Source organism: Streptomyces tubbatahanensis, from assembly GCF_022699385.1.
Classification (GTDB): domain Bacteria; phylum Actinomycetota; class Actinomycetes; order Streptomycetales; family Streptomycetaceae; genus Streptomyces; species Streptomyces diacarni.
The window spans coordinates 1312255-1328022 of the sequence record NZ_CP093846.1 but is presented as its reverse complement, the minus strand read 5'-3'; the positions used below and the strand labels follow the sequence as shown (position 1 = coordinate 1328022).

At 74.3% G+C, this 15768-nt stretch carries 14 protein-coding genes; 12 read left to right on the top strand and 2 right to left on the bottom strand.

Going from position 1 to position 15768, the window contains the following annotated elements; all coding sequences use genetic code 11:
- Window positions 1-25: 25 nt before the first annotated feature.
- Window positions 26-931 carry a DUF2510 domain-containing protein gene (locus MMF93_RS05700; protein WP_242757283.1) on the top strand — a complete coding sequence of 302 codons (906 nt, stop codon included), beginning with the start codon at window positions 26-28 and terminating at the stop codon, window positions 929-931.
- A gap of 58 nt (window positions 932-989) precedes the next feature.
- Here MMF93_RS05700 and MMF93_RS05695 read toward each other — a convergent pair whose 3' ends face one another.
- Window positions 990-2204: an amino acid deaminase/aldolase gene (locus MMF93_RS05695; RefSeq protein ID WP_242749959.1), complete on the bottom strand. Its 1215-nt coding sequence runs from the start codon at window positions 2202-2204 to the stop codon at window positions 990-992.
- Between the two features lie 259 nt (window positions 2205-2463).
- Between MMF93_RS05695 and MMF93_RS33315 the strand changes: the two genes are divergently transcribed.
- The 4 genes from MMF93_RS33315 to MMF93_RS05675 all read left to right on the top strand — a co-directional run bounded on the left by MMF93_RS33315 (window position 2464) and on the right by MMF93_RS05675 (window position 7222).
- Window positions 2464-4263, top strand: coding sequence for a hypothetical protein (locus MMF93_RS33315; protein WP_274709427.1), 1800 nt, complete (start codon window positions 2464-2466; stop codon window positions 4261-4263).
- Window positions 4260-5462, top strand: a complete 1203-nt coding sequence (gene mycP, locus MMF93_RS05685) for a type VII secretion-associated serine protease mycosin (protein WP_242749958.1) — start codon at window positions 4260-4262, stop codon at window positions 5460-5462. Before MMF93_RS33315 ends, mycP begins: the two co-directional genes overlap by 4 nt.
- 112 nt (window positions 5463-5574) lie before the next feature.
- Window positions 5575-6321 carry an SseB family protein gene (locus tag MMF93_RS05680; RefSeq protein ID WP_242749957.1) on the top strand — a complete coding sequence of 249 codons (747 nt, stop codon included), beginning with the start codon at window positions 5575-5577 and terminating at the stop codon, window positions 6319-6321.
- Window positions 6322-6457: 136 nt separating this feature from the next.
- Window positions 6458-7222 carry an MIP family channel protein gene (locus tag MMF93_RS05675; protein ID WP_242749956.1) on the top strand — a complete coding sequence of 255 codons (765 nt, stop codon included), beginning with the start codon at window positions 6458-6460 and terminating at the stop codon, window positions 7220-7222.
- Between the two features lie 64 nt (window positions 7223-7286).
- Here MMF93_RS05675 and MMF93_RS05670 read toward each other — a convergent pair whose 3' ends face one another.
- Complete coding sequence (locus MMF93_RS05670; RefSeq protein ID WP_242749955.1) at window positions 7287-7673, bottom strand: DUF1844 domain-containing protein; 387 nt, start codon at window positions 7671-7673, stop codon at window positions 7287-7289.
- A gap of 344 nt (window positions 7674-8017) precedes the next feature.
- Between MMF93_RS05670 and infC the strand changes: the two genes are divergently transcribed.
- The 7 genes from infC to pheT all read left to right on the top strand — a co-directional run bounded on the left by infC (window position 8018) and on the right by pheT (window position 15618).
- Window positions 8018-8698, top strand: coding sequence for a translation initiation factor IF-3 (gene infC, locus MMF93_RS05665; RefSeq protein WP_242757280.1), 681 nt, complete (start codon window positions 8018-8020; stop codon window positions 8696-8698).
- 103 nt (window positions 8699-8801) lie between these two features.
- Complete coding sequence (gene rpmI, locus MMF93_RS05660) at window positions 8802-8996, top strand: 50S ribosomal protein L35 (protein ID WP_019360090.1); 195 nt, start codon at window positions 8802-8804, stop codon at window positions 8994-8996.
- Between the two features lie 110 nt (window positions 8997-9106).
- Complete coding sequence (rplT, locus tag MMF93_RS05655) at window positions 9107-9490, top strand: 50S ribosomal protein L20 (protein WP_114020547.1); 384 nt, start codon at window positions 9107-9109, stop codon at window positions 9488-9490.
- 212 nt (window positions 9491-9702) lie between these two features.
- Complete coding sequence (locus tag MMF93_RS05650; protein WP_242749954.1) at window positions 9703-10506, top strand: TrmH family RNA methyltransferase; 804 nt, start codon at window positions 9703-9705, stop codon at window positions 10504-10506.
- A 119-nt stretch (window positions 10507-10625) separates the two neighbouring features.
- Complete coding sequence (locus MMF93_RS05645; RefSeq protein WP_242749953.1) at window positions 10626-11726, top strand: ATP-binding protein; 1101 nt, start codon at window positions 10626-10628, stop codon at window positions 11724-11726.
- A gap of 206 nt (window positions 11727-11932) precedes the next feature.
- Window positions 11933-13063 (top strand): phenylalanine--tRNA ligase subunit alpha, encoded by a 1131-nt coding sequence (pheS, locus tag MMF93_RS05640; RefSeq protein ID WP_242749952.1) that lies wholly within the window; start codon window positions 11933-11935, stop codon window positions 13061-13063.
- The gene (gene pheT, locus MMF93_RS05635) at window positions 13063-15618 is read left to right on the top strand and encodes a phenylalanine--tRNA ligase subunit beta (RefSeq protein WP_242749951.1); all 2556 of its coding nucleotides are present in this window, start codon (window positions 13063-13065) and stop codon (window positions 15616-15618) included. Before pheS ends, pheT begins: the two co-directional genes overlap by 1 nt.
- The last annotated feature ends 150 nt before the right edge of the window (window positions 15619-15768 follow it).

Genomic DNA, 15768 nt, shown 5'->3' with positions numbered 1-15768 from the left:
TGTGCCATAGGGTTCGAGTGTGAGCATGACGACTCCGCCCGGCTGGTACCCAGAACCCGGGCTAACGCCCCCGTATCCGCCGCGGGAGCGCTGGTGGGACGGCCACGGCTGGACCGCGCAGACCCGGCAGGCCACGGGCGCGCCCCCCGCGCCGGGCGGCGGCCGGTCGGGGCGGGGGCCGCTCATCGGACTTGTCGCGGGCATCGCGGGCGCGGTGGTGCTCGCCGCCGCGCTCGCCCTGGGCAGCGTCCTGTTGCTGGGCGGTGACCCCGACAAGGGCGGCACCAGCGAGGCCGGACCCGGTGTCCCCTCCGGGGCGCCCGAGGGCGCGGGACCCGGCGAGGAGGACGAGTCCGCCCCGCCGCGGGACGACGAGCCGCCCTCGAAGGTCCCTGAGGTCGCCCGCGATCCCCTTCTCGGCGTCGGTCTCACGGCGCCCGCGGGATGGGAGCGGGCCAGCGACAGCCACGCGGCCGTCAGCAGCACGAAGGCGTACGAGTGCCCCGCCTCCCACGAGGAGGACTGCGTCAGGGGCGGCGGCGTCCTGCAGGCGACGAACGGCGCCTGGAGCGACCAGGAGACGCTCAGGAAGCTGACCGAAGCGCAGGTGGCGAAGAACGCCGAGACGTCGTACCCGAAGAAGTCGTACGGCGGCATCACCGGGCACGAGGTCGTCGAGTCCGGTGCCGTCACCGTCGCGGGCGAGCAGGGCTACCGCGTCAGGTGGCGCGTGGCCAACAAGCTCAAGCCGGACGCCTACGTCGAGGCCGTCGTCTTCCGCTCACCCGAGAGCGCCGAGCGGACCCTCGCGCTGCTGAGCAGCGTCGACATCGCCGAGGACGCGCCCGGTGTCTCCGTACTGGACGAGCTGCGCAAGGGCGTCGTGGGCACCGGCGACGGCGAGGACGAGGGCCCGCGCGAATCCGTCTGAGCGGGGCCGGGCGGGCCGGTCGCAAGGGGGCGAGGCTCCGCACGGCCGGCAGCCCCGTTCACAGGAACGTCATGCCCTCGCCCCGGTACGTCGGCACCGACTCCACCACCCTCTCGCCCGCCACCAGGTGCAGCCTCTCGAACCGTTCGCACAGCTCGCCCGCCTTGGCGTGCCTGAACCACACCTTGTCCCCGATCAGCAGGTCGTCGGCGGGCTGCCCCAGCAGCGGAGTCTGCACCTCGCCTGGGCCCTCCTGCGCGTCGTAGCGCAGCCCGCCGGGCAGGTACGGCTGCGGCAGCCGGTCGCGCCCCGCCACGCCGGAGGCCGGATAGCCCCCGCCCAGCACGGTCACCACCCCCACGCCCGGCCTGCGTACCACGGGCATGGCGAACAGCGCCGCGGGACGGCCGGTGAACGAGGTGTAGTTGTCGAACAGGCGCGGCACGTACAGGCCCGAGCCCGCGGCGATCTCCGTGACCGCCTCCTCGGCCGCCGTGTGCTGCACGCTGCCGGTGCCGCCCCCGTTGACGAACTCCACCTCAGGGGCCACCGCCCGCACGGCCGCCACCGCCGCCGCCCGGCGGGCTGCCAGCTCGCGCCGCGCCGCCGCCTGCATCAGGCGCACCGCGCGGGAGCGCAGCGCGGCGCCGGGTACGGCGTCGCCGACACCCGCCACATGTCCCTCGTAGGCCATCAACCCGACCAGCCGGAAGCCGGGCCGCCGCTGGACGAGACGCGCGACGGAGGCCAGGTCGGCGGGGGAGTGCAGCGGCGAGCGGCGAGCGCCGACGCGCACCCGCCCGCCCAGCATCCGCAGGGACGTGTCGAGTTCGAGGCAGACACGGATCTCCTCGCGGCCGCCCTCCCGCGCGGCGTCGATCAGCGCGAGCTGCGCGGGGTCGTCGACCATCACGGTCACCGATGCCGCCAGTTTCGGGTCACCCGCCAGCTCCGCGTAACCGGCCCTGTCGGCCGAGGGGTAGGCGAGCAGCACGTCCGTGACGCCCGAACGGGCCAGCCACAGCGACTCGGCGAGGGTATAGCTCATCACCCCGGCAAAACCGTCCCGCGCCAGCACCCGCTCCACGAGCGCACGGCAGCGCACCGACTTGGTGGCGACGCGTACCGGTTTTCCCGCGGCCCGTCGGACCAGGTCGTCGGCGTTGGCGTCGAACGCCTCCAGATCGACCAGGGCGAGCGGCGCGTCCAGCTGAGCGGTCGCACGGTCGTACCGTGCGCGGTCGGCGGCGAGATCGACAGTCGAATCGAACACCCTCGCAGCTTGCCAGAGCCGCGCGCCGCGGCACAGCCCCGGCACCCGCCCATCCCGCGCAGCAACCGGCGCGTTCGCCCACCTCGGCACGGTCCTCACCGCTGCCTCGGGCGGGTTGCCCACCTGCCAGGTCCGCACCGTAGAGTGACGCCGCACGCCGTGACGGGACGGCACACGGCAACAGTTCACTCTGGCTCCGGCGAACCGCCCTGCACCGCACGGCGTTCGTGCGGGCCGCATCGCGCGAAGGGGGGCGCACATGGGAGCCGACGCCGAGCGCGCCCCGGTCCCCGAGCGTCCCTCCACCCCGCCCAGGCCCGCCGTGCCCCCGCCCCCGTCCCGCGCGCCGGCCGACGCGTCCCACGCGACGCCCCCACCGTCCGTGCCGACGCGGCCGGCCGCCCCACCCCGCCCCGCCGTCCCTCCGCGCCCGAGCGTCCCCCCGCGTCCCGCCTTCTCGCTGTTCAGCGCTCCCCGGTCCACGGGTGGGCAGGACAGCACCTCCACCGCGCCGAACAGCGCCACCGCCCGCGGCGGCGGCGACCCGGACGAGCCCGGTGCCGAAGCCGTCCTCCCGGGCGGTGTCCAGGAGGAGGCCGCCCTCCCGGGCGGTGTCCGGGAGGAGGCGGGTGGCGAGCCGGAAGCGGAGCCGACCCCGGAAGACGAGTCCAGCGAACAGATGCCACATTCCCGGGAGAACACCGAGGAGACGGAGGCGGAGCGGTCCGGGCGCACGCCGGTGACCGCACCCGGCGACCGCTCGCGCGCCCTCCGCCCCCCGGTTCCCGCCTCACCGCCCCAGCCCGCTCCCCCCACCGGAGAACCCCTCACGGCCCCGCGTCTTCCCGCGCTTCCCCCGCAGCGCCCGCACACGGGTCGCCGCGACGCCGAGCCCCGGGCACCCCGGAATCCGGAACCAAGCGCCGTCCGTACCTCTCGAGCGGGAGACGCCGGGGCCGGGGCCGGGGTCTCCACCGCGAAGACGGCCACCGCCCCGCCCCGCCCCACCGAGGCCGCACGTACCCCCGAACCGCCCACAGGGCCGCCCCGTGCCACGCCGCCCGCCGGGCCGCCCCGTGCCACGCTGTTCGACGGCGCGTCCCGTGCCGTTCCGCCCGAAGCCGTCCCGCGGGTGCCGGCCGCCTCGCCGTCGCACGAGCACGCCTCGGGCGGCGGGGACGGACGGCCCGCGGGACGCTCTCCGCTGGCCGTGCGGACCGTCGTCGCGGCCGTCTGCCTCGTGCTCGGCGTCGGCCTGCTCGGCGGCTCGGGTGCCGGCATGCTGTTGAGCGGGGACACCGAACAACGCCCCGCTCTCGCACAGGGATTCGACGGCGCGCGGGCCGCCTGGCACGAGATCCCCGTCGACGACCTGTTCCCGCGCACGCTCCGGGGGAAGGGCGCGGGACCCGGCGGCGCGGACCGGAGCTGGACACGCGTCGCCATCGCCCCGGACAGCACCTGCGCCCACGCGTTCGACCCGCTGCTGGCCGAGGCGCTCGCTCCGGTCGGCTGCGCCCGGCTGATCCGGGCCACCTACACCGACGAGACCACCAGCCGCGTCACCACGGTCGGGCTGATGTTCACCAAGGCGGACCCGGCCGCCATGCGCGACCTGCGCAAGCGGTTCGCCACCCAGAACCTGACCGAACGCACCGACCTGATGCCCCGCCCGTACGCGGCGCGCGGCACCGTCGCCGCGGACTTCGGCGACGCGCAGCGCGCCAGCTGGTCCCTCCACGTGCTGCAGGACGTGCCCGTGGTGGTCTACTCCGTCTCCGGCTTCGCCGACGGCCGGGGCGTCACCGACCCCCAGCCCGCCGGGGCCGCCACCCGCAAGGGTGAGACCTCCGCCGCCGCGCAGGCCGGGCTCGGACACGACGCGCAGGGCATCGCCGACCGCGTCGAACAGCGGCTCCGCAAGGCGACGATCGAGGGCCACGAGGACAAGGACGAGTTCCCCGGCGGGCCACCGGACGACCGGGGGAAGAACGAGCCACGGAGCGACCGGGGCGACGACGGGTCCCGTGGCGACCAGGACAAGGACGAACCCCGATGAGGCGGCTGCTGCGCACCGTGCTCCCCGTGCTGAGCGCCCTCCTGGCCGTGGCCCCGGCCACCGTCGGCACCGCGCACGCACGCGGGGAGGGGCTCCAGCGCCAGGAGTGGGCGCTCAGGGCGCTCAACGCGAAGGCCGCGTGGAAGACCACCAAGGGCCAGGGCGTCACCGTGGCCGTGCTCGACACCGGGGTCGACGCCGACCACCCCGACCTGCACAAGAACGTGCTGGAGGGCAAGGACCTGGTCGGCATGGGCGCCAGCAGGGGCGACCGGGCCTGGGCGCGGCACGGCACGGCCATGGCCGGCATCATCGCGGGACACGGGCACGGCAAGGACGGCCAGGACGGGATCCTGGGCATCGCGCCCGAGGCCCGCGTGCTGCCCGTGCGCGTCCTGTTGGAGGACCAGGACCCGCAGCGCGCCAAGGCCCGCGACGAGCGCGGCACGGCGCTGGCCAAGGGCATCCGCTGGGCCACCGACCACGGCGCCGACGTCATCAACCTCTCGCTGGGAGACGACAGCGACTCGGCGCACCCCGACGCGCACGAGGACGCCGCCGTCCGCTACGCGCTGCGCAAGGGCGTGGTCGTCGTCGCGTCGGCAGGCAACGGCGGCGAGGACGGTGACCACGTCTCCTACCCCGCCGCCTACCCGGGCGTCATCGCCGTGGCCGCCGTCGACCGCAAGGGGGCACGGGCCTCCTTCTCCACCCGCCGCTGGTACGCCACCGTCGCGGCACCGGGCAAGGACATCCTCATCGCCGACCCGGACCGGACCTACTACCAGGGGTGGGGCACCAGCGCCGCGGCGGCGTTCACCTCGGGCGCCGTCGCGCTGGTCCGCGCCGCGCACCCGGACCTGAGCCCCGCGCAGATCAAGGAGCTGATCGCGGACACCGCCCGCAACACCCCCGAGGGCGGCCGCAGCGACGCCGTCGGCACCGGCGTGGTCGATCCGGCGGCCGCCATCGAGATGGGCTCGCACGTCAAGCCGCAGAAACAGCGCCCGCGCGTCGGCGCGTACGACGAGGAGTACTTCGGTGCGGCCCGCCCGGCGGACGGCGCGGGCCCCGGCTGGTTCGCGCTGGTCGCCGCCGTGGTGGGCGCGCTGCTGATCGGCGTGGCCTTCGCGGTCCACCGCGGCGTCACCTTCCGCGTACCGTCCCGCCTGCGGCGCGGGCCTCCCCGCCCGCTGTGAGGCAGTCGCGCTCGCTGTCAGCCGCCCGAACCCGCTACGAGGACTGCCGGGACCCCGGCAGGCGGGCCGGGCCCGCGCGGGGCGCCCGCCGGGTACCGGATACGCTCGGCGGGTGGCGCTCAAGAACATCCCCGACTCGGCCTTCTCCCGCGACGACGGCACCGCGGACGACGCGCTCGCCGAGGCCCTGGCCGCGTGGCGGGCCGATCCCCGCGCGCCCGACGCCGAGTCGCGCGTCCTTCAGGCGCTGAGCGGGGCGCGGCTGCTGGTGCCGGTCGTCGCCGTCCTGACGGAGGCGGAGACCGGTCAGGACGGACTGCGCCGCGACAAGACCAGCGAGATGGCCGTGCCCACCCTCAACGCGCCCGGCGGGCGCCGCGCGCTGCCCGCCTTCACCTCCACCGAGGCGCTGGCCCGCTGGCGTCCCGACGCGCGGCCCGTCGCCGTACCGCTCCACCAGGCGCTCCAGGCGGCGGCCCACGAGCAGGCCGACACCGTGGTGCTGGACCTGGCAGGTCCTGTGACCTACGAGCTGACCGGGCCCGCGCTCAACGCGCTGGCGGCGGGCCGCACGCACACCCGCCCGCTGGACGACCCCGCCGTCGGCGAGGCGGTACGCGCCGTGCTCGCGGCCGAGCCGCGGATCGCCGGTGCCCATCTGGCGCCCGGCGGCTCCACGGGCGACGGCACGCTGGCCCTCTCGCTGACGCCGGGCGCCGACGTGCAGGACGTGGCCCGCCGGGTCGCGGAGGCGCTCGCCGCCGACGAGACGGTACGCGCCCGGGTGGTCCAGGGGCTCGACCTGGCGCTGCTGCCACCGGGCAGCGCCCTGCCGGAAAACGCCTTCTACCGGGCCTGACCTGGGCGAGAAGGCGCGCGCCCCGGAGCGGGGGGCCCGCCCGAGGTGCGAGCCGCCCTGACGCGTCGGACACTCGGGAGGAAGCGCCGGGACGGACCGTCCCGGCCTGCTCCTACGACCCCCACGGGAGGTCGACATGCAGGTCAAGTCGCTCCAGGCGAGTCCGGAACAGCTCAAGGACCTGGAAGACAAGCCCCAGCCGGTCGCCGCGGAGTTCCTGGGCACCCTGCTCCTGGTGTTCTTCGGAGTGGGTGCGGCCGTGCTGGCCGCCGAGTACGTCGGCTCGCTCGGCATCGCGCTCACGTTCGGCTTCGTGATGCTGGCGCTCGCGTACGCGATCGGCCCGGTCTCCGGCTCGCACCTGAACCCCGCGGTGACGCTGGGCATGTTCCTGGCGGGCCGCCTCGACCTGGAGCTGGCGGTCAAGTACTGGGTCGCGCAGCTGGTCGGCGGTATCGCGGGGGCCGCGCTGCTCCTCCTGGTCGCCAAACAGGTACCGGGTCTGCAGACGAGCGAGACGTTCGGCAGCAACGGCTTCGGCGACCGCTCCGCCGTGCACATCAACACCGGGGGCGCGTTCGTCGCCGAGCTGGTGCTGACGTTCCTGTTCGTCTACACGGTGCTGGCGGTCACCCACAAGGTGGCGGTCGTCGGCTTCGACGGGCTGCCCATCGGCATCGCGCTGGCCGTCGTCCACCTGGTCGGCATCCCGCTGACCGGTACCTCGGTGAACCCGGCCAGGAGCCTGGGCCCCGCGATCTTCGCGGGCGGGGCCGCGCTGACCCAGCTGTGGCTGTTCATCGTCGCGCCGCTGGTGGGCGGGGCGATCGCGGCGTACGTGCACGTGCTCACGCATCCCCAGCCCAACCGCAGGCCGCGGCGCGAGATGCGGGTGAGCTGAGCCGAGTGGGGCGGCCGGGCGCGGACGGGCCGCCGCGCCGCGGGAAGGACCGGGCGCCGGTGGCTCAGCCGTGGACGGGGCCCGTGTACTTCTCCCCGGGGCCCTGGCCGGGCTCGTCGGGCACGGTCGAGGCCTCGCGGAACGCGAGCTGGAGCGACTTGAGACCGTCCCGCAGCGGCGCGGCGTGGTACGAGCCGATCTCGGTGGCGCTCGCCGTGACCAGCCCGGCCAGCGCGTGGATCAGCTTCCGCGCCTCGTCCAGGTCCTTGTGCTGCTCGCCGTCCTCGGCCAGTCCGAGGTTGACGGCGGCGGAGCTCATCAGGTGCACCGCCACCGTGGTGATGACCTCGACGGCCGGGACGTCCGCGATGTCGCGGGTCAGGCTGTCGAAGTCGGGACTGTTCTGGCCGGAGGGGTCGAAGGGCTGCCCGGCGGCTGCGGCGTCGCTCATGCGGCTCACCCTAAGCCCCGCCCGTCGACCGCCGTCGTACGGGCCGCTCGTACCGCCCGCGGGCCCCGCCGGCGGGCGTCGGCAGGTGGCGGGCGGTGCCGGGCGGCGCTCCGCCGGGCCTGCTGGTATGCTGGGGAGACGACCGGCCGGAGACCGCCCGCACGAAGGCGGACCCCGGCCCGCAAGTGGAGGCTCCGATCTCCCACCTGGTGGCCCTGCGGGCCGCGGGTCAAAGGTCAGGCTGCGCCCCGCGGAGTTCCGCGGCGGTGCTCCCGGTCTGTGAGGAGCCCCGCCTGTGACCCGTCCGGGGCGCTTTGCGCTTTCTGCGGCGGGGGTCACCACTCATTACAGACTCGTGCGCGGTCGTCCGCCAGACGGTCGCGCGGTGTACCCGAGGAGGCCCCATCAGCGCCGAGCCCCGCATCAACGACCGGATTCGCGTCCCCGAGGTGCGACTCGTCGGTCCCAGCGGCGAGCAGGTCGGCATCGTGCCGCTTGCCAAGGCCCTTGAACTCGCACAGGAATACGACCTCGACCTGGTCGAGGTGGCGGCGAACGCCCGCCCGCCGGTGTGCAAGCTCATGGACTACGGCAAGTTCAAGTACGAGTCGGCCATGAAGGCCCGTGAAGCGCGCAAGAACCAGGCGCACACGGTCATCAAGGAAATGAAGCTCCGGCCGAAGATCGATCCGCACGACTACGACACCAAGAAGGGTCACGTCGTCCGGTTCCTCAAGCAGGGTGACAAGGTCAAGATCACGATCATGTTCCGCGGTCGTGAGCAGTCCCGCCCCGAGCTGGGCTTCCGACTGCTCCAGCGGCTCGCTGACGACGTGGCCGACCTGGGCTTCGTGGAGTCCAACCCGAAGCAGGACGGCCGCAACATGATCATGGTTCTCGGTCCGCACAAGAAGAAGACCGAGGCCATGGCCGAGGCCCGCGAGGCCCAGGCGGCCCGCAAGGCGGAGCGCCAGCAGGGGTCTGCTCCCGCCGAGGCGCCCGCCGAGGAGACCGCCGAGGCGTGAGCCCTCCCGGGGCACCGCCCCGGAACCGACACGGAACAACTGACGCTTCCGCCTGCCCGCGCGGCGATCCGGAAGCGTCACTGACGAGGAGTGAAACGGCGACATGCCGAAGAACAAGACGCACAGTGGTGCCCGCAAGCGCTTCAAGGTCACCGGCTCCGGCAAGGTGATGCGCCAGCGCGCCGGCCGCCGCCACCTTCTCGAGCACAAGCCGTCCACGCTGACGCGTCGCCTTGCCGGTAAGACCGAAGCGGCCCCGGCGGACGCCAAGAAGATCAAGAAGCTTCTCGGCAAGTAAGACCCCGCTCGACCGGGACCCCATCGATCCGGGTCGGAGCGGACGGCGTCGAGCGCTGAACGGCGACGCCGGGCAGACCGCCTCCCGGCCCCCCAACAAGGAGTAATCACGTGGCACGCGTCAAGCGGGCAGTAAACGCTCAGAAGAAGCGCCGGGCGATCCTGGAGCAGGCCAGCGGCTACCGCGGTCAGCGTTCCCGCCTGTACCGCAAGGCGAAGGAGCAGGTCACCCACTCCTACGTCTACAACTACAACGACCGCAAGAAGCGCAAGGGCGACTTCCGTCAGCTGTGGATCCAGCGGATCAACGCCGCTGCCCGCGCCAACGGCATCACCTACAACCGCTTCATCCAGGGTCTGAAGGCCGCCTCCATCGAGGTCGACCGCAAGATGCTGGCCGACCTCGCGGTCAACGACGCGGCTGCTTTCACCGCGCTGGTCGAGGTCGCGCAGAAGGCGCTGCCGAGCGATGTGAACGCCCCGAAGGCCGCCTGAACACCTGCGGCCGCGCCGGTGAGCGCGCTCGCCGGCTGAACCGCCCGGCCTTCCTCCCCCGGCCCTCGGGCAGGGGGCTTCGGCCTCTCGCCGTCGTGGTTTTCGCCCCCTGCTGCGCACGGGGGCGCTTCCACGGCGGCGAGAAGTGTGTGTGGCGGCCGGGTCGTGTGGCCCCCTCCTTCGCACTCTTCCGAAAGTGAGCGAACCCCCTGATGCCGCCCGAGTTGACCTCCCTGCGCTCGCCCCGTGTCACCGCCGCGCGCAGGCTCGGCAAGCGCAGCTTCCGCACCAAGGAGCGGCGGTTCCTCGCCGAGGGGCCGCAGGCCGTGCGGGAGGCGCTGGACCACCTGGTCGAGGTGTACGTGACGCCCGAGGCCGCCGAGCGGCACGCGGACATCCTGCGGGCGGCCCGCGCGGCACGCCTGCCGGTCCTCACGGCCTCCGACGAGGTGATCGGCGAGATGGCCGACACCGTCACCCCGCAGGGCATCGTCGGGCTCTGCCGCTTCCTCGACCGGCCCCTGGAGGAGATCGCGGCGGCCAGGCCGCGCCTTGTGGCCGTCCTCGCCCACGTACGCGACCCGGGCAACGCGGGCACTGTCCTGCGCTGCGCCGACGCGGCGGGGGCCGACGCCGTGGTGCTGACCGACGCGTCCGTCGACGTCTACAACCCGAAGGCCGTGCGCTCGTCGGCCGGTTCGCTCTTCCACCTGCCGGTCGCCGTCGGTGTGCCCGTCGAGGAGGCGCTGCGTCAGCTGGCCGGCGCGGCTGTGCGGGTGCTGGCCGCCGACGGCGCGGGGGAGCGGGATCTGGACGAGGAGCTGGACGCGGGGTCGATGGCCGGGCCGACGGCCTGGGTCTTCGGCAACGAGGCCTGGGGGCTGCCGGAGGAGACCCGCGCGCTGGCCGACACCGTCGTGCGGGTGCCCCTGCACGGCCGCGCGGAGAGCCTCAACCTCGCCACGGCGGCGGCCGTCTGCCTCTACGCCTCGGCGCGCGCCCAGCGCACCCGGTGACCGCGCGCGGTGGCCGCGCGCGGTGCCGGCCCGCACGGTGAGGGTGCCGCGCGGTCACCCTGAGCTAGTAGGGTGTCGGCCCCGGGTGGCGGGACGGTGTCGGAAAGGGGCGGTACGGGATGGATGTGAACCCCGAAGAACTGCCCGACGGGCTCGTGGTCGCCGACGCCGACGGCGAGGTCGTCTGCTTCAACGCGGCGGCGGCCCGCCTCACAGGCCGGGAGCCCGGCGAGGCGCTGGGCAGTCCGCTGCCCGTCGTGCTGCCGCTGGAGGACCTCGACGGACGCCGCTGGTGGCGGCTGACCGATCCCTACGGCGGCCTGGCGATCAGCAACGGGCACCCCGAGCGGAACCTGCTGCTGCCTGGCGGGCACGAGGTGCTCGTCTCGGCGCGGTACGTCCGCGCGCGGGCGCGGGGCCCCGTCCAGCGCGTCGTCGTCACCCTGCGCGGCACCGAGGCGCGGCGGCGCACCGAGCGCAGCCACGCCGAGCTGATCGCCACCGTCGCCCACGAGCTGCGCTCGCCCCTCACGTCCGTCAAGGGCTTCACCGCCACCCTGCTGGCCAAGTGGGAGCGGTTCACCGACGACCAGAAGCGGCTGATGCTCCAGACCGTCGACGCGGACGCGGGCCGCGTCACCCGCCTGATCGCCGAGCTGCTGGACATCTCCCGCATCGACTCGGGGCGGCTGGAGGTGCGCCGCCAGCGGCTGGACATCGCCAGGGCCGTGCGGCGGCACGTGGGCGCCCACCTCGCGGCGGGCGAGCCGGACTCCCGCTTCGCGGTCGAGATCGCGGCCGACCTGCCCGACCTGTGGGCGGACCCGGACAAGATCGACCAGGTGCTCGGCAACCTGCTGGAAAACGCGGTGCGGCACGGCGAGGGAACTGTCACCATCGAGGTACGACCCGCCTCGTCCTCGCGCGATCCGGGGAAGCCAGGAAACCCAGCAGGGCTCGGCGAGCCCGGGGGGCCTGGGGAGAAGGCCACGACCGTCACGGTCAGCGACGAGGGGCCCGGCATTCCGGAGGAGTCCATGAGCCGTGTGTTCACCCGTTTCTGGCGGGGCAGCAGGCGCGGCGGCACGGGCCTGGGCCTCTACATCGTCAAGGGCATCGTCGAGGCACACGGCGGCGTGATCACGGTCGAGCGGGCGCCCGTGGGCGGCGCCCGGTTCCGATTTACCCTGCCCGTGGGCGCCCCGGCCTTCCTGGCCTGACGGATCCGATCCGCGGATCCGCGAGCACACGGCGCGCACGGGCCCACCCCGGAACCTGACCCGAGGCCGCAGCTCCGGCCTCCGCTTACCCGCCCGCAGGCACACCCCCGTAGACTCGGGCCCCGGCACGCATGTCCGGGACGGGGCGCAGCCAGGGGGCACCTCCCAGCGACAGCTGGGAGACAAATCGGAAACCACGGGAAGAGATGTCGGCACCCAACAAGTCGTACGACCCTGTCGAGGTCGAGGCACTGAAACCGGAAGAGATCGACCGGGCCACCGACGAGGCGCTCGCCGCCGTCGCGGCGGCCGGTGATCTGGAGGCACTGCGCGAGGTGAAGGTGGCCCACGCGGGCGACCGCTCCCCGCTGGCGCTGGCCAACCGCGAGATCGGCGCTCTGCCCCCGCACGCGAAGGCCGAGGCGGGCAAGCGTGTCGGGCAGGCGCGGGGCGCGGTCAGCAAGGCGCTCAAGGCCCGCCAGGAAGAGCTGGAGCGCGAGCGCGACGAGCGGGTGCTGGTCGAGGAGGCCGTGGATGTCACGCTGCCCTACGACCGCCGCCCCGCCGGCGCCCGCCACCCGCTGACGACGCTCTCGGAGCGCATCGAGGACGTCTTCGTCGCGATGGGCTACGAGGTGGCCGAGGGCCCCGAGGTCGAGGCCGAGTGGCTGAACTTCGACGCCCTCAACATCGGGCCCGACCACCCGGCCCGCACCATGCAGGACACCTTCTTCGTGCGCGGCCGGGACGGCTCGCCGACCGAGGAGGACTCCGGCGTCGTGCTGCGCACCCACACCTCGCCGGTGCAGATCCGGTCGCTGCTGGCGCGCGAGCTGCCGGTCTACGTCATCTGCCCGGGCCGCGTGTACCGCACCGACGAGCTGGACGCCACGCACACCCCCGTCTTCGGCCAGGTCGAGCTGCTGGCCATCGACGAGGGCCTGACCATGGCCGATCTGCGGGGCACGCTCGACCACATGGTGCGGGCGCTGTTCGGCGAGGGCCTGGGCACGCGGCTGCGGCCCTCCTACTTCCCCTTCACCGAGCCGTCCGCCGAGATGGACATGGTGTGCTTCGTGTGCCGGGGCGCGTCCGTGGGAGACCCGGACAACCCGTGCCGCACCTGCTCCAGCGAGGGCTGGATCGAGCTGGGCGGCTGCGGCATGGTCAACCCGCGGGTGCTGACGGCCTGCGGCGTCGACCCGGAGCGCTACAGCGGGTTCGCCTTCGGGTTCGGCATCGAGCGGATGCTGATGTTCCGCCACAACGTCGAGGACATGCGAGACATGGTCGAGGGTGACGTGCGCTTCACCAGGCCGTTCGGGATGGAGATCTGATGCGGGCGCCGCTGTCGTGGCTCCGGGAGTACGTCGAGGTGCCGGCCTCCGAGTCCGGCCGGGACGTCGCGGCCAGGCTGATCGCGGCCGGTCTCGAGGTCGAGACGGTCGAGCAGACCGGAGCCGGTCTCACCGGTCCGCTGGTGGTGGGCCGGGTGCTGGCCATCGAGGAGCTGACCGGCTTCAAGAAACCCATCCGCTACTGCCAGGTGGATGTCGGCCGGGGCCCTGAGGACCCGCAGAACATCGTCTGCGGAGCCACCAACTTCGCCGTCGGCGACAACGTCGTCGTCGTGCTGCCGGGCGCCGTGCTGCCCGGCGGGTTCGAGATCAGCGCCCGCAAGACCTACGGGCACGTCTCCGAGGGCATGATCTGCTCCGAGCGTGAGCTGGGCATGGGCGAGGACCACGACGGGATCATGGTGCTGCCGCCCGAGGCCGAGGTGGGCGCCGACGCCATCGAGCTGCTGGAACTCGTCGACGAGGTCCTCGACATCGCCGTCACCCCCGACCGCGGCTACTGCCTGTCGATGCGCGGCCTGGCCCGCGAGACGGCCACCGCCTACGGGGTGCCGCTGCGCGACCCGGCACTGCTGGACGTGGCCACGCCCAACGCGCACGGGTACGCCGTGGAGGTCGCAGAACCGCTGGGCTGCGACCGGTTCACCGCCCGCACGGTGTCCGGGCTGCGCCCCGGCGCCATCTCGCCGATCTGGCTCAAGCGCAGGCTCCAGAAGGCCGGCATGCGCCCGGTCTCGCTGCCGGTCGACATCACCAACTACGTGATGCTGGAGCTGGGCCAGCCGCTGCACGCCTACGACCGCCACCGCGTCGAGGGGCCCATCGGGGTGCGCGGGGCCCGCGGCGGGGAGAAGCTGACCACGCTCGACGGCGTGGCACGCGTCCTGGACCCCGAGGACCTGGTCATCACCGACGACCGCGGCCCCATCGGCCTCGCGGGCGTCATGGGCGGCGCCCACACCGAGATCGCCGACGGCGAGGGCGGCGAGGCGCAGCGCACCACGGACGTGGTGATCGAGGCCGCCCACTTCGACCAGGTACGGGTGGCCCGCACCGCGCGCCGCCACAAGCTCTCCTCCGAGGCGTCCCGCCGCTTCGAGCGGGGCGTCGACCCGGAGGCGGCGGCCGCCGCGGCGCAGCGCACCGTCGATCTGCTGGTGCTGCTGGCCGGCGGCACCGCGGAGCCCGGCGTCACCGAGATCCGCACCCCCTCGGGCCCGCGCACCATCCGGATGGCCGCCGACCACCCCGACAGGGTCGCGGGCGTCGGCTACGGGCGCGAGACCGTCGTGCGCCGCCTCCAGCAGGTCGGCTGCGACGTCTACGGGGATGTCGGCCCGAGCGCGCTGGAAGGCGGCGAGCGGTCCACCGAGGGTCCCGAGGAGCTGACGGTCACCGTGCCGTCCTGGCGGCCCGACCTGACCGACCCCAACGACCTGGCCGAAGAGGTCATCCGCCTGGAGGGCTACGAGAACCTGCCCGCCACTCTGCCCAGGCCGCTGCCGGGCCGTGGGCTGACCGAGCGGCAGCGGCTGCACCGCCGCGTGGGCCGGGCCCTGGCGGGTGCCGGCTACGTCGAGGCACCGTCGTACCCGTTCGTGGGCGAAGCCGTCTTCGACCAGCTCGGCCTGGAGCCGGGCGACGCGCGCCGCCGCACCGTCCAGCTGGTCAACCCGCTCTCCGACGAGGAGCCCGGGCTGCGCACCACGCTGCTGCCAGGCCTGCTGGGCGCCCTGCGCCGCAACGACGGGCGCGGCAGCCACGACCTGGCGCTGTTCGAGACCGGGCTGGTGTTCCTGCCGACCGGCACCGAGACGGTCGCCGAGCGGCTGCCCGTCACCCAGCGGCCCACCGACGAGCAGGTGGCCTCCCTGGACGGTGCGCTGCCCGAGCAGCCCCGGCACGTGGCGGTCGTCCTGGCGGGCGCCCGCGAGCGGGCCGGCTGGTGGGGCGGGGGCCGCCCCGCCGACTGGGCCGACGCCATCGAGGCGGCCCGCACCGTGGCCGCGGAGGCGGGCGTCGAGCTGACGCTGGAGAGCGGCCAGTACGTGCCCTGGCACCCGGGCCGGTGCGCCGCGCTCCACGTCGAGATCGACGGCAACCGCACCCTGGCGGGCCACGCAGGTGAGCTGCACCCGCGCGCGCTCAAGGCGCTCGGGCTGCCGCCGCGCACCTGTGCGATGGAGCTCGACCTCGACCTGGTGGAGCGCGCGGGCGCGGGCGCGGTGCGCGCCCCGCACGTGTCCACGTTCCCGGTCGCCACCCAGGACGTGGCCCTGGTGGTGGACGCCTCGGTGCCGGCCGCCGAGGTGGAGAGCGCGCTGCGCGCGGGCGCCGGCGAGCTGCTGGAGTCGCTGCGGCTGTTCGACGTCTTCACCGGCGAACAACTCGGTGCGGGCCGCAAGTCGCTCGCCTACGCGCTGCGCTTCCGTGCCTTCGACCGGACGCTGAAGGCGGAGGAGGCCTCGAGCGCGCGGGACGCGGCCGTGGCCGAGGCCGTCGAGCGCACCGGCGCGGTGCTGCGCGGGGCCTGAGAACGGGCAGCCCCCGGCGTGCGCCGGGGGACACGAAGGGGACATGCGCCACCGGCGGGTGTCCCCTTCGCCGTGCCCCCGCGACGCCTCATCTTTTCGGGTGAGATGACCGGTCGAGTCCCTGATGCGGGGTCAGGGCTGGTTACGGGT